General features: G+C 37.6%; 14 protein-coding genes and 2 pseudogenes. 1 reads left to right on the forward strand and 15 read right to left on the reverse strand.

Annotated features, from left to right (window positions below; all coding sequences use genetic code 11):
• Positions 1-198: 198 nt before the first annotated feature.
• The gene (locus tag RR45_RS02225; RefSeq protein ID WP_081144397.1) at positions 199-1,203 is read right to left on the reverse strand and encodes an aldose epimerase family protein; all 1,005 of its coding nucleotides are present in this window, start codon (positions 1,201-1,203) and stop codon (positions 199-201) included.
• 56 nt (positions 1,204-1,259) lie between these two features.
• Here RR45_RS02225 and RR45_RS02230 point away from each other — a divergent pair.
• Positions 1,260-1,733: pseudogene (locus RR45_RS02230) on the forward strand (transposase); the annotation flags it as partial.
• Between the two features lie 90 nt (positions 1,734-1,823).
• Here RR45_RS02230 and RR45_RS02235 read toward each other — a convergent pair.
• The 14 genes and pseudogenes from RR45_RS02235 to RR45_RS02305 form a co-directional block, all read right to left on the reverse strand.
• Positions 1,824-3,062 (reverse strand): class C sortase, encoded by a 1,239-nt coding sequence (locus tag RR45_RS02235; protein WP_244898837.1) that lies wholly within the window; start codon positions 3,060-3,062, stop codon positions 1,824-1,826.
• Positions 3,063-3,167: 105 nt separating this feature from the next.
• The gene (locus RR45_RS02240) at positions 3,168-4,667 is read right to left on the reverse strand and encodes a SpaH/EbpB family LPXTG-anchored major pilin (RefSeq protein ID WP_072353411.1); all 1,500 of its coding nucleotides are present in this window, start codon (positions 4,665-4,667) and stop codon (positions 3,168-3,170) included.
• Complete coding sequence (locus RR45_RS02245) at positions 4,594-8,319, reverse strand: pilin N-terminal domain-containing protein (protein ID WP_072353410.1); 3,726 nt, start codon at positions 8,317-8,319, stop codon at positions 4,594-4,596. Before RR45_RS02245 ends, RR45_RS02240 begins: the two co-directional genes overlap by 74 nt.
• Positions 8,320-8,919: 600 nt before the next feature.
• Positions 8,920-10,038 (reverse strand): annotated as a pseudogene (locus RR45_RS11400) (tyrosine-type recombinase/integrase).
• A gap of 906 nt (positions 10,039-10,944) precedes the next feature.
• Complete coding sequence (gene parC / locus RR45_RS02260; RefSeq protein ID WP_072353409.1) at positions 10,945-13,392, reverse strand: DNA topoisomerase IV subunit A; 2,448 nt, start codon at positions 13,390-13,392, stop codon at positions 10,945-10,947.
• Positions 13,393-13,410: 18 nt separating this feature from the next.
• Positions 13,411-14,064 (reverse strand): potassium channel family protein, encoded by a 654-nt coding sequence (locus RR45_RS02265; protein ID WP_031365635.1) that lies wholly within the window; start codon positions 14,062-14,064, stop codon positions 13,411-13,413.
• A gap of 43 nt (positions 14,065-14,107) precedes the next feature.
• Positions 14,108-15,421, reverse strand: a complete 1,314-nt coding sequence (locus tag RR45_RS02270) for a TrkH family potassium uptake protein (protein WP_167362554.1) — start codon at positions 15,419-15,421, stop codon at positions 14,108-14,110.
• A 28-nt stretch (positions 15,422-15,449) separates the two neighbouring features.
• On the reverse strand, positions 15,450-17,405 hold the full coding sequence (gene parE, locus RR45_RS02275) for a DNA topoisomerase IV subunit B (protein WP_096823136.1): 1,956 nt from the start codon (positions 17,403-17,405) through the stop codon (positions 15,450-15,452).
• 538 nt (positions 17,406-17,943) lie between these two features.
• Positions 17,944-20,097, reverse strand: coding sequence for a type I DNA topoisomerase (gene topA / locus RR45_RS02280; protein ID WP_031365638.1), 2,154 nt, complete (start codon positions 20,095-20,097; stop codon positions 17,944-17,946).
• A gap of 153 nt (positions 20,098-20,250) precedes the next feature.
• The gene (locus tag RR45_RS02285) at positions 20,251-21,111 is read right to left on the reverse strand and encodes an ROK family protein (RefSeq protein ID WP_031365639.1); all 861 of its coding nucleotides are present in this window, start codon (positions 21,109-21,111) and stop codon (positions 20,251-20,253) included.
• Between the two features lie 3 nt (positions 21,112-21,114).
• Entirely contained in the window at positions 21,115-22,539 is a 1,425-nt protein-coding gene (locus RR45_RS02290; protein ID WP_031365640.1) for a glycoside hydrolase family 1 protein, read from the reverse strand.
• Positions 22,540-22,771: 232 nt separating this feature from the next.
• Complete coding sequence (locus RR45_RS02295; protein WP_031365641.1) at positions 22,772-23,467, reverse strand: LrgB family protein; 696 nt, start codon at positions 23,465-23,467, stop codon at positions 22,772-22,774.
• A complete protein-coding gene (locus RR45_RS02300) occupies positions 23,464-23,826 on the reverse strand; it encodes a CidA/LrgA family protein (protein WP_031365642.1) in 363 nt (120 codons plus the stop codon). The genes RR45_RS02295 and RR45_RS02300 overlap by 4 nt, the downstream gene beginning before the upstream one ends.
• Positions 23,827-23,953: 127 nt before the next feature.
• Positions 23,954-25,204, reverse strand: coding sequence for a CapA family protein (locus RR45_RS02305; RefSeq protein ID WP_031365643.1), 1,251 nt, complete (start codon positions 25,202-25,204; stop codon positions 23,954-23,956).
• Between the last annotated feature and the right edge of the window lie 142 nt (positions 25,205-25,346).

A 25,346-nucleotide genomic window follows, 5' to 3' on the forward strand; every position in this document is an offset into this window, starting at 1 on the left:
CCGTCTTAACTTTTCTACAAGTGATATTATACCATAATATCCGCAAGCAATTAATTTTGATTTAAGCTTACCATACTATAATAAAGTCATTCCTAAAATATTTTTTCATAAAAACTCCCAAATAAAAAGGCTATCACTAGCCTTTTTATTTGCTTTCTTCAGTTGCTGCGTTTTATACTGATGATTGTTTTGACCATTTTAGCTGACTCCAAATCTATAGTGAATTGTCTTTGACACTTTCTCATCTGGTAGAAGTGCGATGCTGCCCCATTCTGGATGATGCGGTAAATCCGGCAACTCCTGAAATTCAATCGCTAACCCCAGTTCTTTTGCCATCGGATGATCATTCACTTGAGTATCCCGATCCCACGCACTGACGCTATAAATGATCACACTCCTAGCCTCGCTCGTCACGTCTAGTCGTCTACCACTTGCTTTATCGTACAGGGTAACATGGTGGTCACCCGCATGGTCATCGAAAACAAAAGCTGTATCTAAGCCACTCGGAAGCGCATTTAGCGCATTTTCTACTGGTTTAGCTGTCGTGAAGTCGTAGGGCGTCTCTGCTACTGGTAAAAATAGTCCTGTCGGAATTAACTCGGCATCTGTGTCCAGAATGTGATCAGCTGAAATTTCAAGGATTTGTTGTCGAATATCTGTTTTCAACTCACCACTAAGGTTAAAGTAGCCATGATTGGTTGGATTAAAGAAGGTAGCAACTGGCGACTCTCCTGTGAAGGTAATGCTGAGCTGATTGTCGATTAGGTGATAAATAACCTGGGCAGCAATCGGACCAGGGAAACCAGATTTGTGATCGATATAACTGAAAGTAACAGTGATCTCGTCATCGCTTTCTTGCCAATCTAAATCCCACTCTTGGAATGACCAGCCTTGAGAGCCACTATGAAGCGAATTTGTATTGTCGTTAACTTCTAAGCTTAGGTCACCAATTTGTGCTTGTTTAATCCGGCCCGCGACTGGTCCTACAGTGGCCCCAAAATACTGTAAATCAGTGGCTAATGCGGATATTGGTGTCACATTTAGAACGACATTTTCAGCAATACCCTGCCTATCTTTAGCCAAGACACGATACAAATGTGCCCCATAGGCGACTAATTCAACTGTCAGACTGGCATTCTCCAATCTGACCAACTGGGTTGTTTTTCCCTCACCCATGCTAACTTTTTCGACTCTTACACTCATATTTTTTCCCTTTCTGCGATTTCACTTCATGAAATCTTGAAACTTGCCATCCGCAAAAGTTAGTGACAGACGTTTCTTATGTGTATCATAAACAGGGTAGACTGTACTTAAGTATTATCAAAGACCTGTATGATAACTCTATTTTAGCTTACAATCTATCAAAATTCAATGATAATCAGTTAGTCTTTGAGAATTTAGACCTTGTTTTCAGAAAAGATTGGGACAAATCAAAATCTTGTCTTTTGCATTCAGATCAAGGATTTCAGTATACGAACAAGCAGTATCACAAAAAACTTGAAACTTTTAATGTGACCGTTTCTCATTCTCGTAAGGGAAACTGTTATGACAACGCTTGTTGTGAAAACTTTTTTTCTCATCTTAAAAGTGAATCTTTGGAATTATTTGTACCTGAAAATGAGACGGAATTGATGCAGCAGATTGACGATTTCATTACATGGTATAACTTTGATAGACCACAACTCAAACTAAAAGGCATGACTCCTATTGAATATAGGCAGACATACCTTTGAGTGGAAATGTGTTTTTTTTGAACTGTCTGTTTTGTTTGGGGCTTGACACCCTGTCTGATTTGGAGTGTTTTTTATTTTTTTTTCGCATGATTACCTCTTACTAATCAAATATTTTCTAGCATTTTTATTACCAATACGCTGTATCTTTCCACGTTTACTTCTGATCGTAAATATTTGATCATTCAATCTAGCAACAAAACCATAAACCTTAGGAAATTCAGTCTTATCCTTTGGATAAGCGACATATTTCCCACCAGGAATAGCTTTAAAACTGATACACCCGAACTGATCACTAATCGCTGAAATCGGCATACCATCTTTTTTAACAATTTCATGTCCTCTTTCCTCGATTAAAATGAAAGAAATGTTGACTAATGGTTTTTGATCAACCAATGCATAAAATACAAAATTATAGTTATGTTTCATGCATTGGTAACTCACATATTTGCGCCAAATCCAATAAGCAAATAGGAAGCAGAGAATTGGTATAATACTTGCAAAAATGAACATTCTATACAGATGATAATCTTTTGTCAACTTAATCTGCTGTGTCATTTTTTTTGTTTCAAATCCGACTCGGACACCTGTTACTAATAAACGGTGTGTGTTAATCATATAGGGCGTGCAGGTCAATAACGTTACAAGGTCGCTCGAGTCTTCTATTTTCAGACTGTCTAATTCCGTTGGTAAAATGGTTTTAAAACGTTCAACACGATAGGCCAATTTTTTTCCTGAGACTTCAATATAAAAAAGATCTCCTTTTTTAAGTTTTTCTAAGTCAGTAAACAACTTTTTTTCAGGTAATCCAGTGTGGCCTGTTATAACAGAATGAGTGCCTTTTCCACCAATCGGAAACGACGTACCTTGAAGTACCGTAGCCCCTTTTTCTAGTAAATCATTGTTTGTTTCATCAAAAATAGGAAGACTAACATGGATTGAAGGAATAAAAATAGCGCCAATCATATGTTTTTGAAAATAGGATTTATCTGGTGATTTAGTATTTTTCACCGCTGCTTCAAATGGATCGGCAACCAATCCCAAGCCTGGAATATTGGTCATTTTATTATTCTTTACTAACGCTTTATTGCTAATTTCCATCTCACTTAGACGTCTTTTTTCCTGTGCTTTATACTGTGTCTGCATTTCTTTTTGATAATTATTAATTGAGAGTTGGTCATAGAAATTATTAACTGAGTCAGCAATAAAGGGATATGAAAAAACGATTGCACCTAGTACGAATAAAAAGGCCATTAAACTTTTTAAAAGCAGATTCACTTTTTCATCTTTTAACCTATCTTGATGTGAATTTAGTTTCTTAACACGCATCATACCTCCTTTTTAAACCACAGGATAAATAACAAGGCTAGGAATAATATCCCAGCCTTGTTATGAGTAATTTTTGAAATCACAAAGAACTAATCACATCTGAAATAACTAAACTTCTGCTTGTCCCCTAAATTTTTTAAACCAGATATAAGCACCAATCATCATGCTTGCACCAAGAATTAAGAATGCATAAATCCCTGATCCACCTGTTGAAGGTAGTAAACCTTTTGGTGTATTAGCGACATCTAATTCTGATGTTGCGTATTTACCATGTTCAACTGTAAATTTAATTGTGCCATCTTTCAAAATAACATAGTCGCTAGAAGGTGTTTTTGTTTCATTCAGAACATAGTTACCATTTGTTAAACCAATGACTTTAATTGAACCATTATCATCTGAAACAATCTTAGTTGCTAGAGTTTTTGAATCTACCCATTTAGAGAAGACATACTCATTTTTTGAGTTCGTTGTGAATTCAGCAAATTTTGTTTGGTCTTCATTTGTAACAACAAATTCAGCACCTTTTAAAGTTTTACCAGTTTGAGCATCCTTCTTAACAAATTGATAGCCACCAGTACCTACAGGTTTTGGTGGTTCAATTTCTTGTTCAGCTGAGTTATTGATTTCAACACTTGCTTTATTGCTTTGTAGTTGATCTGGATTAACCTCAGCAGTTAATTTCATATCATAAGTTAATTGCAATTTTTTACCAGCTAAAGCTTTAACATTTTCACTTGTTAGGTTTAAATCAACCGTGAACCCACCATTTGCATATGAAACAGTGTAGTCAGTACCTGAAGTTAACGCACCAACTGTTATCGTGTTAGTGACTAGGGCTAAACCATCAGAAGGCTTATCGTGAATTTTAAAACTTTGAACGGCATTTGGATCACCGATATTTGCTGGAATGTTGACGGTTAATTTATAATTTAAAATATCGCCAGTTGTAACGTTAGCAAAATCTTGACCGTTAATCGTCACATTTGAAAAATTACCAGCATTGCTAAATTCTTTAGTATCTTTAGCTGTTTCATTTTTAGGATATAATTGGATGTTGGTATTAATCACATCTGTTGGTTTTTGAGTTGCATCTAATTTATAAATTGGCATTGCCAAAACAATTGGCACTGCGCGTTTAGTGACTGTGATGTCATTTGGCGTCTTTGTTTCAACAAATAAATAAACATTATATTGATTAGCTTCATTTTTAATTGTTAAATTGCTAAATGTTGCTTGACCATCACCAGCTGTTACTTTTGCATCAACTTTATTTGCATAAGTTGGAGCAACTGATTCTGCATCACTTTGAATTGCTGCAATTGCCGTTTTTTGGTCGCTGTTTTTAATTAATTCATAGTACTTTTCTGTTACATCATAAACAGTAAACTCAGAACCATTTAGCGCTCTACCACCAAAATCCATTATTTCACCGGTATTTTGAATATCTTTAGGTGTTTGACCTTCATCCCAAATTCGCTTGTTAATTGTTACATCAACAACTTTTGGATCAATGTCGTCAGCTGCAAAGACAGTTCTAACTGGTCCAATGAAAACAACTAACAATGTTAAAATTGAAATCACAACCTGAAATAAATTCTTCTTTTTCATCTTTTTCTCCTATATTTTTTTGCCAAAGTAACAAGGTAGTTAAAATAACAACTAAACCAAACACGCCCATGATTGTTTTTGCCTCTCCCGTTTGTGGTAAGTCAGACTTAATCGCTTGGGAAGGGGGACTAGGGGGGGTCACTGGCTTGATCGATGTATTTTTAGGATACAAATTGACTATATTAAGATAAGTGCCTTTTTTTGTTGGATTTTCAATTGGTAAAATAACCAACATCGGTGTCGCGGTCATCTCAACTTGATCTTTAATAGCTGGGCTTAATTTTGTTTCAATCAACAAATAAGCGCTACTTTCAGAACTTGGATTAACAGTTAACTCTGCAACACCATCTTCTCCGTTAACATTTTTTGTGACAACTTCTTGAATCAATGCATTGTAAGGTGCTATTTCAGATAAAAGTGTTGTTTTATCTGTATTTGTCACCTTTTTTAACAAATCTTCTTGTGACATCTTTCCGAGATTATCTGTGACATATTGTGTCGCATCATACACGCTAAATGTCACATCATTTAAACCATAAGTAGAATCTTCATCCATTAAATCTTTCTCGCCCGCATCATTATCATCAACCACTAAACCATTGTTTTGAACAGATTTCAGTTGTTCACTATCTTTAAAGACTCGCTTATGCAAAATAAACGTAACTGGGCTTGTATCTGCTACTGCATTTACTGGTCTCAATAAACTAGCACCCGTTGAGAAAATAATTAAAACAGCTGATAGATGTAGCAACACACGATTAGATTTTTCTAGATTTCTTTTTTTACTTGCTTTTCTATTTCGATACCAGTAGTAACCACCAAGAATAGCCATAAATAGAATGAAAATAGAACTCATTATCCAATACCCCGTTCTACCTGAACCACCAGTAGAGGGTAATAGACCTTTTATCTGATTATCAACAGTTAACTTAATTGTATGATTTTCTACCTTGACGGATTTATCATCAACTTTGACACTACCATCCTGCAAAACTTCTATTTGTATTGAATGTTTTAAAATAACATAACCATCTGGTGCTTTAACTTCTGTTAACGTGTATTTTCCAGCTTTCAAATTATTAAAAGTAAAGGTTGATCCTTCTGAGTCAGCAACATCTGATATTTCCATTCCACTTTCGTCGACCAATTTAAAGATTGCGCCAGATATTTTTTTACCTAACCCATCTTCCTTCGTGACATCCAATCGTAATGGTATAAACTGTTTTATATTTTTAAAAGTGGTATCATCTACTTGCGTACCATCATAACCATCTACTTTAATTTCATTTGAAATTTTGTAATTAAAGTTGTCCCCTTGTGTATTGTATTTTGGTAACCATAAATTATCAACACCGTTTTGTACGGAAGCCAGTTGATTAGTTGTTTTAGTCCAGATATCTTGATCTTGACTGCCTTCGACTTTGACAAAACCAGTTTTCCAAGCATTGGCAATAGTTGTCTGACTTCTCGTTACCTCATAAGTTACACTTGTTGGTCTATGTGACTTATCATTATCATACTCTTCCCAAATTTTCTTAAAATCTAGCTGTATACCTTCGCCTTTTGCAGAAGGCACCCCAAAATTAACTTTATTATCCGGATTTTTATCATTAGGCATTAATGTCGTTTCACCATTCATTTGATACCACTTATTAGGTACAAAATCACTTGTTTCGGTGTTTAGCCTCACTTGATAATGCAACTGAATTTCTTGATCTTTGCCAAGATTTAATCCCGATACATTCAATTGATTATTAGTAATTGTCGCAGTCGGTAGGGTAGTAACCGATGTTGAACCGACACTTCTTACTTCAGCCTCCGTGCTATTATAAATAAACTGCGAACCAATAGGATCTATGATACTACCGTTATTTATTGAATTAAACTCACTCACAACATTTTTAGCCTGTGATTCAAGATAATTTTGCACATCTTGTGCTGTATTCGCATCTTGATATAGGCCAGGTGATGCCAGTAACCCCATTCGGGCACGAATTTCTTGTATTGTAAGGTAGGTATTCGTACTAATATTGGTATAACCTGAGTCTTTACCAAGTTGAATCCCTAAGGCATGGAGTTCAATACCACTATCCTTAATCATTTTCGCTTCTCCAAGCGTTGCAGGCCATGTATCACGTATGATATTACCTCCAACGTTGTATGAAGTTTGCAACTGAGATGTAAAACCTGGTTGATCTAAGTTATTGGAAAATGAAGTACCATACAAAGTACCTCCTACATTAGTTGCTGAAGTAACAACATAGCTAAAAGTTGGCACGCCATCCGTAAGAAGGATCATCATTTTTCGGTTGCCACTTGTATCAGATTGAAGCATTTTACTACCTTGACGAATGCCGAGTTGCGTGAATGTCCCACCAGAAAATGTGGGTGATAACATTTTATTAATATCATCAATATGTCCATCTTTACCAATACTTTGCATGGGCACTTCGATATAACCATTTGCACCAGTCACATATTGTCCTGGACTTGAATAACCTACTAAACCAACATTTACATAATTTTCAATACCTGCTTCTTTAATAGAATTCAAAAATTGACTAACACCAGTTCTTATCGCACCAGCTCGATCACTATAATTATTACTCTCTGATGGCTCCATTGAACCAGACATATCCACCACTAACACAATATCAATTGGTTTAATATCTTTTTGATTATTACCTCGAACATTTAAATAGACATCATATAATCCAGGTGTATTAGTTTCCTTAGCATATTTACGAATTGCGAACTCTGCATCGCTACCCTCACCACCATATTCAATATAAGAATTTTTAACGTCATCTGGATCACCGCTCCATCCAGTATTACCATCCCAATTTACCGAACCATCTATTTTTCCTTGATGATTAATGACCGTTTGATTACCAGTTGGCATCCAACTGTTAGTTGGATAAGTACCATCAGAATTAGTCGTATATTGTGGCATAATATTTGTATAGTTAGTTACAGCAAAAGGTGCTACTTGTTCACTAACATTTGATTGACTAGCTAATAAGGCTGGGGAATCATTACTTTCAGCTATTACTGTAGATTTAGAATCCGACACAGTTGGATTCTCTGTAGATGAGTTTATCACTGAACTAGATTCAGTTGAATAATCATTGTTGTTTTCTGATATAATAGGGGTTTGACTATCTTCTGACACTGTCAACTCATAAAGCTTTCCGATATCTTCTGGCAAAATATCTTCCTCGATGGTTTTATCATCAAATTGCGCATCAGCTTGAATTTTAATTTTGACATTTGAAATCGAACGCTCTGTTGTGAATTGAATAGAACCAGTATCACTAGCGCTAAAAGGACTAACTAATTCTTTAGTTTCAGTTAATGTCCATCCTTTTTCTGGATTAACTAAAATTGGGTTATCTTGATTATCAAAAATTTTAAACTTCAATCGTCTTTCTTCATTATCTTTAGTCGCTTGATAACGATAATGAATTTCCCAAACATTGTTTTCTTGAGATGCAGTGACATTTGAAGTCACGCCTAAATCTTCCTGGTTGATTAATTTTGTTTCTTTAGTTTCAAATGAATCAGCCAAGACTGTGTATCCTTGCCAAATATTTGGTATTAAATTTATAATTAATACAAAAATACTTAGCCATACAGACCATCTCTTCTTCATATCTCAACTCCTTTCTTTAATACTTAGTCACACAGATCATCTCTTCTTTATATCTCACCTCCTTTTTTTAAATACAAAATTATTAATTAAAATAGGTAGTAACACGATAGAATTGATCGTAAAACAACATTAAACATTCAATTTGACGCCAAAATCTCTTTTGATAGATATACTATCTAATCCTCTGAATGATTTACCTCAGTTCTGTATGACAAGCAATAACACCATAAATGCCCGACTTAATCTTGTATTTTTCTTAGAATAATCAATTCTAAGAAAAGTACAAGGATAGACATCACAAAAAAACATTAAAAAAATATCTGACGGCTGATTGACGACTTTTAACAACACTGCAATAGGTTCTTAAAAATTATTCTATTCTATGAGTATGATCTTCTAAACAATACAAATGAAAAATAACAAAAAATACTTAACTATTTTCTAAGTAAGTAACTTTTACAAGAATGAATAAATACAATTTATTTTATTAAATAATCTTTTTAGGTAAATAAAAAAAGCGAATCACTCAACAGTTACTCGCTTTTAAGAAAATCAGTGTCTCGCATATGTTTTCGCAAAGATATATTATAGGTACTATTTTTATTCAGTTAACAATCTATTATTTTCCATTTTTTCAATCATGGTTCTTTTTTGAAAAGTTAAGGCATCTGTGTAAATATCTAAAGTTGTTTTTACTGAGTTATGCCCAAGTATAGCCGAAATGACAGCAATATTTTCCTGCGCCTCTAAACAACGAGTTGCAAAAGTGTGCCTTAATTGATGGAAGTGAATATCAGGTATACCAATCTCCTTCGTTATCTTTTTAAAATGATAGGTTAACAGTCTTGGTTCTATTGGATGACCGTTATTTTCAAAAACAAATCGAGAATCTGGTACTTGACTTCTCCAATTTAAAAGCATCTTTTTGATAACTTTTCCTAATGGAATCATTCGTTCTTAGCTACTTGATTTTGCTCTGCTAAGGGATAGTTGTGTTTTATGCTTACCTTGACTTAAAGGCATTCGCTGGTACGTATGTTTAACTAAGATAGCATCCCTTTCAAAATCAATATCTGACCATTGTAGACCTGAAATTTCACCAATTCTCATACCCGTGTAAAGTGCAAGAAATGTCGGAAAACCATTTGGATTTTTTTCAGCAATGGTCTCAATTTTTCTTTGCACTTCTAAAGATAAAGCTTTCACTTTTGTCTTCTGTTCAGTTGGTATTTGAATACCATCAAATGGATTTCTGATAAGATACTCCGCTTGTATAGCCGAATTAATTCCTTGTTTAAAGATTGCCAGTATAGTTTTAATGGTATTGACCGATAATTGTTGACGCCTCAGTTCAGAAATTAGTTTCTGAATCTGCTCTGAATTTAAATGACAAAGCTGACAATCACCTAAACTCGGGAAAATGTAGTGTTCAATTTTATATTGATAACTTGCATAAGATGAGAGCTTAACTCTATTTTTGGTCTCAGTTTCAAGCCAGTACATTAACCACTGTTTGACTGTACCTGAATAGGATTGTCTGTCCTGATTATCTCTCCGAAACAAGTACTTCATTTTTATTAACTTATCCTGAACTGTTTTATAACTTTTACTATAAACATAGCCATACTGGATTTTTCCATCTTGTTTCCTTCCCTTAATATATCGCCCTTCCCATCGCCCATCTTTACGCTTATAAATATTCTCTCCACGTTTACTCATTTTATTAACCCCTTTTCATATTTATTTTTGACGGCTATTTTGACGGTTTATAACTTCTTTATTTTTACCTCATGCTAATGCACCAAAATGTCTCATACTAGAAAATAAAAAATTCGAAAATATATTTTCGTCAAATAAAACATATGACAAAAATAGTGAACTAGAAAAATAGAACATATCCCCCAATGATACTATTTTTCACCCTCTTTCCTTTCCCTTTCCTCTAAATTAATACTTTTAATTTTCTTCCTTTATGATTCGAATAAGTTAGTTTTTTTTAATTTCAATGTATTTTACCAGTCACCTCACTATTTTAACTTATCTCTGAATAGATAAGTTTCCTTTTCATTAACAACTTAACACTTCCTACATAATTTTAAATTGAACTTTATATATGATACGTAAAGTTCAGTATCAGGCATAGATATCTTGACAGAGAAGATTAAACTCAAATTGATTATTTTACAACTAGAATCTTCACATTTTAAAATTTTCTATCGTCTATACTAACTGATTATCTTTTTTGTTAGCGCAACCCTATTTATAGCTACTTCTAGTAGATAGTTTTTTGTTCCCTAGCATTTTTTACAAATGAATTCTTTTCTAAACAAGTGATTCATTTCTCTACCGTCTAATTCACCATTTACTAGGTCTTATTTCATAAAAAAATTGGTGCAAAAAACAGGCTTGCAAAACTTTTTAAAATTTAGTATAATGTATTTGAAACATAAGTTATTTTTCTTATAATTATCTATTTTTCTTAGAATTGATTATTCTAAGAAAAATAGACATTTTTTTACTTTTTTCCAGAGAATCAGTTTATAAATTAAAAAAAAGAGTCTTCGAATTGAAGGCCTTTTTATTTTTAAATTCGTAAATAATATCATCTTATATTTTACGAAATCTCTATTTGATATTAGCAAATTTAACACCACCTTCAATCGCCTCATCAAAGATAAAGGAACCGTTTGATGTCCGGTCAAGTAGATTTAAGTCTGGTAAATTGATTTCAAATAATTTATCCGTTTGTGATAGCACTTGTAGCATTTGTAATTCTTGATCAGTTTCAGAGAACAAGTCACCACCATAAACGTTTTTCACGGTGCCTGAAGCAAAGACTTTATGTGGTGCTTTTTTGAGATCACGAAGTATTTGTAAGCCACGACCAGCACGGTTTTTAGCTGGAATTTCAGTGAAATTCACACGTTTCAGAGACCCACGCTGCGTCAAAATATAGAATGAATCGGTATCAGCAAAATAACTTGCAACGACAAAATCATCGTCTTTTAAGTTAATAGATTTAACACCTGCTGCTTTTGCACCCACAACTGGCACATCCTGAGATGGAAATCTCAAGGCATAACCATTGTGTGTCACTAGCATCATGTCGGCATTTTTATCGAAGGCAACTGAAACAACGCGATCATCAGCTTGTTTAAATTTCGCATATTGCGCAGATTTAGAGCGGTAAGTCCGCCAAGGCTTGAAGTCAGCAAGCGCTACTTTTTTGATTAACCCAAATTTAGTTGCAACTATCAGCTCGCGCGTCTCTCCATCAAAATCGTCTAATATTTGGACGAATAATATCTCTTCCTCTTGAGAAAAGTTATTGACCAAAGAAGAGCTGTGCGTGCCAATATCTTTCCATTTAATGTCATCCAGTTCATGTATTGGTCGATAGATGACATTGCCAAAGGTCGTGAACATCAGCAGATGCTGTGTTGTTAAAGCCGGTTGATGGAAAATGAGACGATCGTCTTCACGTTTGCCAATCTCATCCAGTTTAGAGGCTGAAAAACTACGTGGCGTTGTGCGTTTGACATAACCAGAACGTGTCACACTGACAATCGTTTCTTCTTTAACGATGAGTGAGGCAGCTTCAACTTCAACTGCGACTACTTCATCCACCAGAATACTTTTACGAGGTTGACCGAATTTCTTCTTAACTTCTCGAAGTTCACGTTTCATCACATTAAACATTGTTTTCTCGTCATTGATGATAGCTGACAATGTTGTGATACGCTCTTTGAGCTCCGCTTCTTCACTTTGCAAAGTAACCACATCCGTATTTGTCAAACGATACAGTTGTAACGTCACAATAGCTTCGGCTTGTGGCTCGCTAAAGTTGTAAGATGCCATCAAATTCTCTCTAGCATCTGCTTTATTATCGCTGGCACGGATGAGGGCAATGACTTCATCCAAAATACTCAGGACACGAATCAGACCTTCAACAATATGCAGACGTTTTTCAGCCTTATCGCGGTCAAAGATTGAGCGAGAACGAATAATATCACGTTTATGGCTGATATAGCTTGATAAAATCGGGAGAATCCCGACTTGACGTGGTGTCGCATTGTCGATTGCAACCATATTAAAGTTATAATTGACCTGTAAATCTGTATATTTGAGTAAATAATTCAGAATTAATTCAGCATCTGCATCTTTTCTCAGCTCTATGGCAATCCGTAAGCCGTCGCGGTCAGATTCATCGCGAACTTCAGCAATGCCAGCTACTTTAGCGTTAACACGAACATCATCAATTTTTTTAACTAAGCTAGCTTTGTTAAGCTCGTAAGGAATTTCAGTGACAACAATTTCTTTTTTGCCACCCTTAAGTTCTTCAATTTTAGTTTGAGAACGAACGACTACTTTACCTTTACCGGTTTCATAGGCTTTTTTAATTTCAGACTTGCCTTGAATAATCGCACCCGTTGGAAAGTCTGGGCCAGGTAGGAAGGCCATCAGTTTATCAACACCCGCGTTCGGATGGTCAATCATATAAACTGTGGCATCAATAACTTCACTCAAATTATGCGTCGGTATGTCCGTCGCATACCCTGCTGAAATCCCTGTTGAACCATTGACCAAGAGATTGGGAAAGCTGGCAGGTAAAACAGTTGGTTCTTTTTCGGTATCATCAAAATTCCATGCAAAGGGCACGGTATTTTTGTCAATATCTTGCAAGAGGTAGGCAGAAATTTCAGATAGGCGTGCCTCTGTATAACGCATAGCAGCGGGTGGATCACCGTCCATTGAACCGTTGTTACCGTGCATTTCCACGAGGACTTGACCCATTTTCCAGTCCTGAGAGAGGCGGACCATGGCATCGTAAATCGAACTATCACCATGTGGGTGGTAGTTACCCATGATATTGCCGACTGACTTGGCGGATTTTCGGTAGCCCTTGTCAAAGGTGTTGCCATCTTTATTCATCGAATAAAGAATTCGCCGTTGAACGGGTTTTAGCCCATCCCGAATATCAGGTAGCGCTCGCTCCTGGATGATATATTTAGAGTAGCGACCAAATCGGTCGCCCATAATCTCTTCGAGAGAAAGTTTTTGTACATTGCTCATAATTTCTTCTTTTTCTTTTTAAATGATTTCAGAGAATTTTTCGATATCTGCTTTGGTACCAACAACATAAAGGACATCGTCCAAAACGATTTTGGTATTATGTCTTCCGATACTGGCAGAACCATCTGCTTTCTTAACAAAAGCGACATTAACATGATAGTCTTGTGTTAGGTTTGCTTGAAATAAGGTCAGGCCGTTAAACTTACTGTTCTTAACGATAATTTTAGCAAATGAATAATCATCTGATAAATCTAGGTATTCGGAGATATCTGGGTGTGCTAAATTATCAGCAACACGTTCACCAGCATCTTTTTCTGGCTGAATGATTTTGTCCGCACCAATTTTTGTCAAAACTTTAATTTGTACATCGGTCGTTGCTTTAGCCACAACGTTTTTAGCGCCAGCCTCAATCACAATCATCGTCGTCAAAATACTCGCCTGTACATTTTTGCCAATGGCGACAACCACACCGTCAAATTTATCAATTTCGACATTTTTAAGCACACGTTCATCCGTCGCATCCGCAATCATGACGTGTGTCGCAATGTCCTTGTAGTCATCAATTTTTTTGGCATCAGTATCAATCGCCACCACTTCATGACCGTTTTTGACTAAACTTAGCACCACACTAGAGCCAAATCGCCCCAAGCCAATCACACAAAAACTTTTCATCTCATATTCTTTCTTTAAAGTCCCAGGTAGATTAAGTCAATCCCTAACCCACAACAATTTCTTCTTCTGGATATTGAATCAATTCTTCATCTATCTTAGCATGGCTACCAAGGGCATAAATGACTGTCATAATCCCAATTCGCCCAATAAACATTAGTACCATAATTAAGAGTTTACCAATTGCAGTCAAATCTGGAGTCAACCCCAATGATAGACCAACCGTCGCTAGTGCTGAAATGACTTCGAAAAAGACATATTCAATCCCATTATTTAGTGGTAAGTCCTCCGTTATCAATAATACAAAAGAGAAGGTAAAGATAATCGCTAAATAAATAAAGATGATTTCATAAACACGTCGAATAATTCGACGCGGAATTTGTCTTTCATGATAAATTGTTTTGAATCGATTACTAAAAATGTAACGAATATTCATCACCAGAACAACAAAAGTCGTCGTCTTAACTCCTCCAGCAGTCGAACCTGATGTGCCACCGATAAACATTAGCACCATAGTCAAAACAAGACTGGCATAGCTCGTCGCATTATAATTACTAAAGGTAAAGCCACCAGAACGCGGTGTGATACTCAGGAAAAAGTTTTGAGCCAAGTAAGTAACTGGACGACCGTCAAAGCTTTTTATATTAAGTAAACTATATAAAATCGTACCAGCGACAACTAAAATAGCTGTCATCGTCAATGCCAAACGAGAATGCAAGGTGATTTTTTTAACTTCGCGAAAATTAATCAAGTCAAACCAGACAATAAAACCAAAAGAACCTGACAGAATCAGTAAACTCATAATCATCAAGACATAAGGACTATCCTTAAATTGAAACAGTGATGTCTCAAATAAATCAAAACCAGCATTAGAATGAGCTGAAACCGAATGGAATACACTAAACCAAATACCTTTTCCCCAACCAAATTTAGGGATAAAATCTACACTCAGCATCACCGCACCAATAAGTTGTGTCACCAAGGATAATTTGACAATGGACTTGACCAATTTATCACCGTTATTGAAACTTGTAAAGTTATAGGCATCACGAATTAGCATTTTTGATTTGAAAGACGGATGTTGCCCTGTCATGTTCAACAAGAGCACTAAGAAACTCATAAACCCCAGACCACCCACTTCAACCATAATGAGAATAATCACCTGACCAAAAGTATTCCAGTGGTCGGCAGTATTCACAACAGCTAAACCCGTCACACAAGTTGCTGAAACAGCCATAAAAAGACTGTCCAAGTAAGAAGTCGCTTGCCCATTTTGGTCCGACATTGGTAAGGCTAAAAAAATTGAGCCAATCATAATTACAAATAAAAATCCGAAAATAATCATCTGTGGCGGTTTCATATTTTTTATCAATTCGGGAGCACGCATCTTATGGCATCACTTCACTTTTCTCTTCAAGCGTAAATTCAACATTATTTTCAATCCATTTACGACGCGGCTCAACCTTATCCCCCATGAGAACAGATACACGCTTTTCAGCTTGTGCCACATCATCTAGGGTCACTTGAATCAAAGTTCTCGACTCAGGATTCATAGTCGTTTCCCAAAGCTGGTCAGCATTCATCTCACCCAGTCCTTTATAACGCTGGAGAATGGCACCCTTGCTAAAGTGCTTGCGAATCTCGTTTAATTCACCGTCAGTCCAAGCATAGGCAATCTTCTCATTTTTCCCCTTACCTTGACTCATTTTATAAAGCGGTGGCAGGGCAATGTAGACATGACCATTTTCAACTAGAGGTTTCATATAGCGATAAAAGAATGTCAGTAACAAGGTTTGAATATGCGCACCATCGGTATCGGCATCGGTCATGATGATGACTTTATCGTAGTTAATATCCGAAATGTCAAAATCTGCGCCAACTCCCGCACCAATGGTGTAAATCATGGTATTGATTTCTTCATTTTTGAGAATATCTGCCATTTTGGCTTTCTCAGTGTTGATGACCTTACCTCGAAGTGGTAAAATCGCCTGAAACTTACGGTCACGCCCTTGTTTGGCAGAACCGCCGGCTGAATCTCCTTCGACGAGGTAGATTTCATTTTTAGCAGGATTTTTACCTTGGGCTGGTGTCAATTTTCCTGAGAGCAAGCCCTTGTCTTTCTTGCCTTTTTTGCCTGTTCTGGCATCATCACGTGCTTTTCGCGCTGCCTCACGCGCATCACGCGCTTTAATCGCTTTACGAATTAGGTTTTGCGATAATTCCGCATTCTCCATCAAGAAGAAAGCTAATTTATCGCTAACAATATTATCAACGATTGGTCGTGCTTTTGGACTGCCCAATTTATCCTTGGTTTGACCTTCAAACTGGAGATGCTCTTCTGGTACAAGGACGGACAGAATCGCTGTCAGACCTTCACGGTAGTCAGAGCCTTCTAAGTTCTTATCCTTTTCTTTAAGCAAGCCTGCTTTTCTAGCATACTCATTCATGGACTTGGTAATGGCTTGTTTCAGTCCTGCCTCATGCGTGCCGCCGTCCTTGGTTTTGACGTTATTGACAAAGCTGAGAATGTTGTCCGAATAGCCATCATTGTACTGAATGGCGACTTCAACTTGGAAAGCCTCAGCCTCACCTGCAAAATACATGACAGGTGTTAAGGTATCCTTATCTTCATTCAGATAAGCGACAAAGTCCTGTACACCATTTTCATAGTGGAAACTAGCTGTTTCAGGTGCGCCGTCAATCTCATTGCGCTCATCTGTCAAGGTCAATGTAACATTTGGTAGGAGGAAGGCAGATTCGTTAAGGCGATCAAAAATCGTGGCATATTTAAAATCTGTCGTTGAGAAAATCGTTGCATCTGGCATAAAGTGGACTTTAGTCCCTGTTTTAGACTTAGGTGCCTTGCCGACTTTTTCCAGCGTTGTCACTGGTTTGCCACCATTTTCAAAACGTTGGCGATAGACAACACCATCACGCGTGATCTCAACTTCAAGATAACTTGAGAGAGCGTTCACGACAGATGAACCAACACCATGAAGACCACCTGAGGTCTTATAGCCACCTTGGCCAAACTTACCACCCGCGTGAAGTACTGTGAAGATAACTTCAACTGTTGGAATACCTGTTGCGTGTGTCCCAACTGGCATCCCACGACCACTATCAGAAACAGTTAGTGAGCCATCTTGATGAATGGTCACCTTGATTTGGTCGCCGAAACCTGACAAAGCCTCATCAACAGCATTGTCAACAATTTCCCAAACCAAATGATGGAGACCAATCCCATCTGTTGAGCCAATATACATCCCTGGACGCTTACGAACTGCGTCTAGGCCTTCCAAGACCTGAATGGCATCATCATTGTAATTATTAATATCTATTGTCAATTTACTTTTCCTTTGGACATACAGTCTAGATTTTTTAAATCAAACCAGAGTTTAAACCCCTCTAGGCTTTCTTCTGATATAATTTTTAAAAAGCTCCATACTCTAGAATACCTTATTTTTTTGATTTTGGCAAAAATCTTCTGATTTAAGCATACACAACAAGTCATTTTGGCAAAAAAACACCTCTTTTGAGATGTCAGACTGTAGACAAAGTAAAAATCTAGTTAAGATTTTTACGAAATACGGAAATTTTTATTTAGAAAACCGACGGTTAAGCTATTTCTAAATTAGAAAATATCAAAACAAACCCCATTTTGGTTTAAAAATGGGGTTTGTCTACAACCTGACACCTCTTTTGAGATGTTTCTTCAATGATTGAGACTTAGAATTTTTTGAGTATACCATTATGAAAAGGGATTCATGAGTTGCTTTTTGATTCTTTATTTGAGTCTATTAATGATACAAATTTAGACATCTCTTTTGTATCAAATCAAAACGCTATCAACTGACAGACTTTTGAATATAACCTGATTTTAATTTACTTAATTTTCTCTTCCTCATAATCACCATTGCTACAAACAACCTGTTTGCCTCCGCCACGAACTTTCTTCTCAACCAAGAACTGTCCACATTTTGGACAATCTCGACCGATTGGTTTATCCCATGAGGTGAATTCACAGTCTGGATAGCGAGCACAGCCATAGAAAATCCGATTGCGTTTAGACTTGCGTTCAATGACTTGACCTTCATGACAAGTCGGGCAGACGACACCAATTTCCTTGACAATCGCCATTGTATTGCGACAATCTGGGAAATTACTGCAGGCGTAAAACTTGCCATATTTACCAAGTTTAATCACCATAGGGTGCCCACAGACATCACAGTCGAAACCGGCAGGCTCATCTTTTATCTGGATCTTTTCAATCTCGGTTTCAGCTTTTTCAAGCTCAACGGCGAAAGGTTTATAGAACTCATCAACGACCTCCACCCATTTGCGCATGCCGTGCTCGACATCGTCCAGTGACTGCTCCATATCAACTGTAAACTCTGTATTGACGATATTTGGGAAAAACTCGACAACCATGTTATTGACGATTTCACCGAGTTCTGTCGGCTCAAATCGCTTAGCTGAGAGCTTGACATAGTAACGACGCTGAATCGTTTCAAGGGTTGGCGCATAGGTTGAGGGACGACCAACACCGATTTCTTCTAGTGTCTTGATTAGCGTGGCTTCACTGAAACGTGCCGGTGGTTGCGTGAAGTGTTGCTCTGGCTTGATATTGTCTTTCTTAACAACATCACCCTCAGCCATTTCCGGCAGCATCTTGTTCTTATCTGCGTCATTATATACAGCCATATAACCGTCAAATTTGACTTGTGAACCATTTGCCGTAAACATGACACCATTTTGCGAAAGATTGACCTTGACCGTATCAAAGATCGCAGGCGTCATTTGGCTCGCCACAAAACGATTCCAAATCAGACGATAGAGTTTGAGCTGGTCTTTGTCAAGATATTTGGCAATGCTTTCTGGCGTGTTGAAAACGTTGGACGGTCGGATGGCCTCATGGGCATCCTGAGCGCTCGCAACATTTTTAACCTTACTGCCATGTTTGCTATATTTTTCGCCAAAGGTATCGACAATATAGCTGGCCGCTGCCGCTTGAGCAACTGGTGAGATACGTGTTGAGTCGGTACGCATATAGGTAATCAACCCTTGATGACCATTTGGCCCTAACGTGATCCCTTCATATAATTGTTGCGCCACAGACATGGTCTTACGTGCTCTAAAATTGATTTTATTCGCTGAATCTTGCTGCAAAGATGAGGTTGTATAAGGTAAGGGCGCATTGCGACGACGTTCTTTTTTATCAACCTTATCGACTGTGAATTCATCAGTTGTCAAACGTTCCATGACTTCTAGCACATCCGAATTTTTGTGTAGTTTCTTCTTCTTGCCGTCAAGACCATAAAAACTACCTGCAAACTTCTTAGCACCTTTTTTGAAATTACCTTCAATTGACCAGTATTCTTCTGGAATAAAGGCATTGATTTCATTTTCACGGTCAATAATTAGTTTTAGCGCAATAGACTGAACACGACCTGCTGACAAGCCTTTTTTAATCTTCTTCCAAAGAATTGGTGAGATTGAATAGCCGACTAAGCGGTCTAAAATACGTCGTGCTTGTTGTGCATCTACCAAGTCTAAATCAATCGAACGTGGTTCTTTAAAAGCATCTTTGACAGCATCTTTGGTAATCTCATTAAAGACGACACGATTCTTATCATGAACATCGAGACCTAAAATATGCGCCAAATGCCAAGCGATGGCTTCTCCCTCCCTATCCGGGTCACTTGCGAGATAGACGGCTTTAGCATTCTTAGCCTCTTTTTTAAGGGTGTTAATTAATGGTCCTTTGCCCCTAATGTTAATGTATTGAGGCTCATAGTTGTGTTCAATATCGACAGACATAGTTGACTTTTTCAAATCACGGATATGTCCAACAGACGCAACGACTTTATAATTGCGACCGAGATATTTTTCAATTGTCTTTGCCTTAGCTGGTGATTCGACAATGACCAAATTTTTCTTAATTTTTGTTGCTGCTTTTTTCTTAGTTGTTTGCTTCGTTGTCGTTTTTTTAGCAGCCGTTTTTTTAACGGTTGCTTTCTTCGTTGTCGCTGTTACCATGAGGTTAGCCAACTTTCTATCAGATTACTCAACCTATGATAACGGCTTTTTTTCTGATTGTCAAGGCAAATATGTTTTCTTATAGGAGAAACACGTTTTTTCTGTGCCAATTTTAGCAAAAAAGCAATCCTGACCTATCAGAATTGCTTATCATCAATTTTCAGACAAGAAATCTGCTGCTGCACCAATCAAATTGGCATCATTTTGAAACTGGCAAACCGCAATTTTGGGCATGATGGTCGCAATTTCAACCTTGTCATAGACGACTTGCAGGGCTGCTTGAAGTTTTGGAATTAGAAAATCAGCCTGAGAAATCCCGCCACCAAGCAGGATAATTTCTGGGTCTAATGCATATTGCAAATTGAAGATAGCACGAGCGAGGCTGTCAAATAAAGTATCAACTGCTTCTTTCGCGTCATCATCACCATTTTCCGCCAAGGCAAAAAGTTCTTGACCAGTGAAGTCTGTGCCGTGGGCTTCATTGTAGTCTTTTGCCATGCGAACTGGGCTAGCATCTGTCGATAAAGTGCGGTCTTTCATGAGCATAAAGCCAAATTCGCCACCCATGAGGTGCGCACCGTGACGGATTTTCTTGTCAAGGACGACTGCCCCACCAATCCCTGTCCCGATGACAAAGAAAAGTAAATCTTGGTAGTCTTTTCCTGCACCATAAGACACTTCCGCGAGCGCCGCACAATTGGCATCATTTTCCAGCGAAACAGGCAGTCTAAAAAGTTCTTCAAATGCTGCTTTGATCGGAAAATTGTGGATATAGGGAATGGCTGATGCGCCGTAAATCACACCGTCAGCCTTGCTTACAGCGCCTGGGCAACTAATGGCAACGCCTGTCAGTTCAACCTGTCCAGCGACCTCAGCTTTAATGGCTTCAAAAGTCTGATAAAATGCGGCTAAGGTTTTAGGTGTATCTTTAACACCCTTGTGGGCGAGTTGACCATTGTCAAAGCTCGCATACTTAATCGTTGTGCCACCGACATCAATGGTTAAAAGTGCCATAGCCTACTTCTCCTTTTCTGATGCTTTTAAGTCGACACTTGATTTGTCAGCCAGTTCTTTAAAGAAATAGGCTGATTTTTTCAAGGTCTTTTCTTGGGTATGAATGTTGACTGAAATCAAGCCATAGCGATTGCGGTAAGAGTTACGCCAGCTGAAACAGTCGATTGGCGTCCATAGATGGTAACCAAAGCAGTTGCTGCCTTCTTCAATCCCTTTATGGACATAGTAAAGGTGTTCTTTGATAAATTGAATCCGATAATCATCGTTGATTTGTCCGCTCTCAGCGTCAAAATAACGGTCCTCACGACTCACGCCCATGCCATTTTCAGACACGAACCAAGCGATATTGTCATAATTTTCTTGGATATTTTTGGCAATGTCATAGAGCGCTCGTGGATAGATTTCCCAACCCTTATCGACATTCATGCGGACACCGCGTTTTTCGTATTCTTCAAAATATTTATTCGGAATCCAATCCACGGCAAGCGAATCTGATGAATATTTGGGAGCCTGAGCACGATTAGGGTGGTAGAAATTCACGCCGAGGTAATCAATCGTATTTTGACGGATAATCTCAAGCTCCTCAGGCGTGGCATCCCAAATCACGTCATCTTTGGTCAGAATATCAACGAGTTCAGCCGGAAATGCTCCCTTGACGGACGCATCCATGAAGAGACCATTTTGCCATAAATCAGCAAAGTGAGCCGCTGCCTTGTCTGCCTCGCTCTCGCTAGCAGGATAGTTGGGCGTCAAATTCAGAATGATACCGATTTTGCCCTCAGGATTTTTGTTAAGCTTGCGGAAGGCTGCGATAGCTTTTGAAGATGCCAGTTGCAAGTTATAGGCAACCTGCACCGCTTTTTTACCGTCAACAAGGTCTGGGTAGTGGAATTGGTAGAGATAACCACCTTCGACAACGACCATTGGTTCATTGTAGGTAAACCAGTCTGTCACACGGTCGCTGAACAGCTCAAAACATTTTTCAGTGAATTTGACAAATAAGGCAACCACATGTTTAGATTCCCACCCCCCATATTTGTGCAAAAGCTCAACTGGTATATCAAAATGGTGCAGGTTCATGATTGGGCGAATGCCTTGTTTGATGAACTCGTCAATGACCGCATTGTAAAATCTAACCGCATCTGGATTGAGCGAGCCAGTCTCCAAATCATCAATCAAGCGTGTCCATTGGATAGATGTTCTGACAGAATTCAGCCCTGCTGCTTTCATCAAGGCAATATCATTTTTGTAGTCATTGTAAAAATTAGATGCCGTATCTGGGCCAATGCCATGCCAAAAATGGTCGGGATATTTTTCAAAATCATAGTCAAAAATATTAGCGTGAGGTTTGTAGAAACGCCCTTCCGTTTGAGGACCAGATGTCGCAGCGCCCCACCAAAAGTTTTTTGGAAAATTAAAAGTTGTCATACTGCTCTACTTTCTATAGAGTTTTAGACATTCTTCAAACATTTTTATCAAACAATATCTTAGGTCACTAAGTCGTTTAAAGAATGAAAACGCTATCTTTTCTATAAATTTAGTCTAAAGGAAACCCTTATATTTGTCAAGAAAATAAGTAAAGATTTCCTTGAACAAACTAAAGCATAACAAAAAAATAGCTATCTCAAAATAAGATAGCTATTGCCTCAAGTCCAATTGTTTATTTTAAAATAATAGCAGCAATCATTGGACTAACAATAACGTAAACAATGCCTGTCACCCCAATAGATAGACCTGCCATCGCACCTTCAATTTGTCCCAATTGCATGGCTGCACCTGTGCCAATCGCGTGACCCGTGCCACCCAGCGCCACACCTTTCGCCACCTTGTCCTTAATGCCAAATAAATCAAGCAGCACAGGTCCGATGACTGAGGTCAAAATACCAGTCGCCACAACGACAACCAAGGTAATCGTCGCCATCCCCCCCATTTTACTGGTAATGCCGATGGCCATGGCGGTAGTGACAGATTTAGGAAAAAGGCTAATCGCAAGGAAAAAATTCATCCCAAAAGTCTTGGCGAGGAGAGCTGTTAAAGTCGTATTCACGATAGCACCAATCATAACACCTGAGATGATGCTGCGCGCATGAAATTTCATGAGTTTAAAAGCTTGAAATAGCGGTATGCCAAGGGCAACTGTTGATGGGACAATCAAGGTATTGAGATAAGAACCACCGATGTAATAATCGCCATAAGAAATACCTGTTACTTTCAAAAAGATAATCACCATCAAGACAGCTAATAATAATGGCGTTGTCGCTGGATTTGTCCATTTTCGATGGATTTGTGCCGCAATAAAATAGGCCAAAATAGACAGGGTAAGCCCAAATAATGGATTTGCTACAACTTCTTTCATTTTCTGTAATCCCCCTCAAAGCGATGTTTGACAAACTGTGTGACAAAACCAATCACTGCGATATTGACAACAATCGCAAGCAATACAATCACAATGATTTGCCACCAATACTTGGAAATAGCATCCCAATGGCTCATAATCCCAACACCAGCTGGAAGAAAAAGAATGGTCATATTTTCAATCATAAATTGACCTGCATCATAAATCTGGCGTAATCTGATCAATCGAAATTTGAGAGCAAAAAATAATAAAACCATGCCAATAATCGAGCCTGGTACTGGAAGTTTGAGTACTGTGGATAAAGTCTCTCCAATGATAGAGAATAAGAGGATATACATAAACTGAAAATAAATTTTCATTGCAACATTGTGACCTTTCTGGTAGATAAGCTTATTATAGCGCTTTTTTCTGAAAATTACAGGAAAAAACGAATTTCTAACAAATAAAAAATCTATCGTTTAACAGATTTTTCATGATATTGATTGACTAAAACTTAATATTCAACAAGGCCATCATTTCATGATAAGCCGTTTCAATTCTCTGCTGTTTATCCTCAGAAACCTGATTGAAATATTTGCCACCCTTAATATAATCTTCTGCTAAATAGACTTGGTAATCATAGGCAGGATACTCCAAAAATGTTCGATTAATTGGCTCTCTTGATACCCATGTTGGATGAGCTTTAATGGCTGTCAAACTTGTTTTTCCGGCTTTTTTAGCGACTTGAACTTCTATGATCACGCCACGTTCAGTCCAATAATTTTCTAGAGTCTCGAAACGCTGATTTGACAAAAGATTTCCCATAGAGTAGATAATAAATTTCTTTTCACCATCTTTTTCAATGATTTCAGTTGGCTCAGCCACATGAGGATGCCCACCAAAGATAATATCTGCACCAAAATCAACCATTTGACGGTAGGTCGTTTCTTGCTCAGGTGTTGCCTCTAAACTGTATTCAACACCTGATTGAGGCATGACAACCACTAAATCAGCCATTTCTTTTGCTGCCTTAATTTTCTTCTCAACCTTGGCCGTATTTAGGTCATTTAAGTACTTGTCGTAATCTTCCTGACTAATACTTGCTTCTATACCATTAAAGCCATAGCTAAAGCCTAGAATGGCAATTTTGATACCATTCACATTTTTAACAAGTATTTTATCATCTGGTACATTGACACCAAAAGTATCAAGTCCTGCTTTTTGAAACGCATTCGCCGTATATTTCAGGCCACTAAGTCCAGTATCTAAAATATGATTGTGTGCCAAATCCAAAGCGTCATAACCTGCATTTTTTATTGATGTTATCACAGATTCTGGCGCATTAAAAATAGGATATCCCGCCAATTCGTAATCTGGATTAATCGTTCCTTCGAAATCTCCTAAAGCTAGATCAGCAGAAGAAATCAATGACGTAATCTGCTCATAATCGTTTGAAAAATCATATTTTTCACCATCAAAAGCACTGCCATAGACAATATCGTGATACAACATATCACCACTCGCCATAATTGTTGCTTTCTGAATTTGCATAGATTCTTTTGACTTTTCGGACTGTTTCGTTCCAGATTTAGACTTGACCTGACTTGTTTCAGATTGTTCTTGTGCTGTTTTTGCTGGATTTAAAACATATTCCCCAACAAATAAAATAACTAATAATATACCTAAAAATAGTAATATCGCAAACAGACGCTTTGGGTATTTCTCAGAACTTTGTTTTTTATCATGCCTAGTAGTCAATCATCACCCCTGGTATCCCCAATATATACCTTTACTTTTCACTCTCATTAATCAGTCGTGCACACAAGATATCTTACATACTGGGCTTATCCTGTTATAAACACTTATACAGCAACATTATAACACAATCAATATATTAATT

Source organism: Pseudolactococcus chungangensis CAU 28 = DSM 22330 (genome assembly GCF_002441885.1).
GTDB lineage: Bacteria > Bacillota > Bacilli > Lactobacillales > Streptococcaceae > Pseudolactococcus > Pseudolactococcus chungangensis.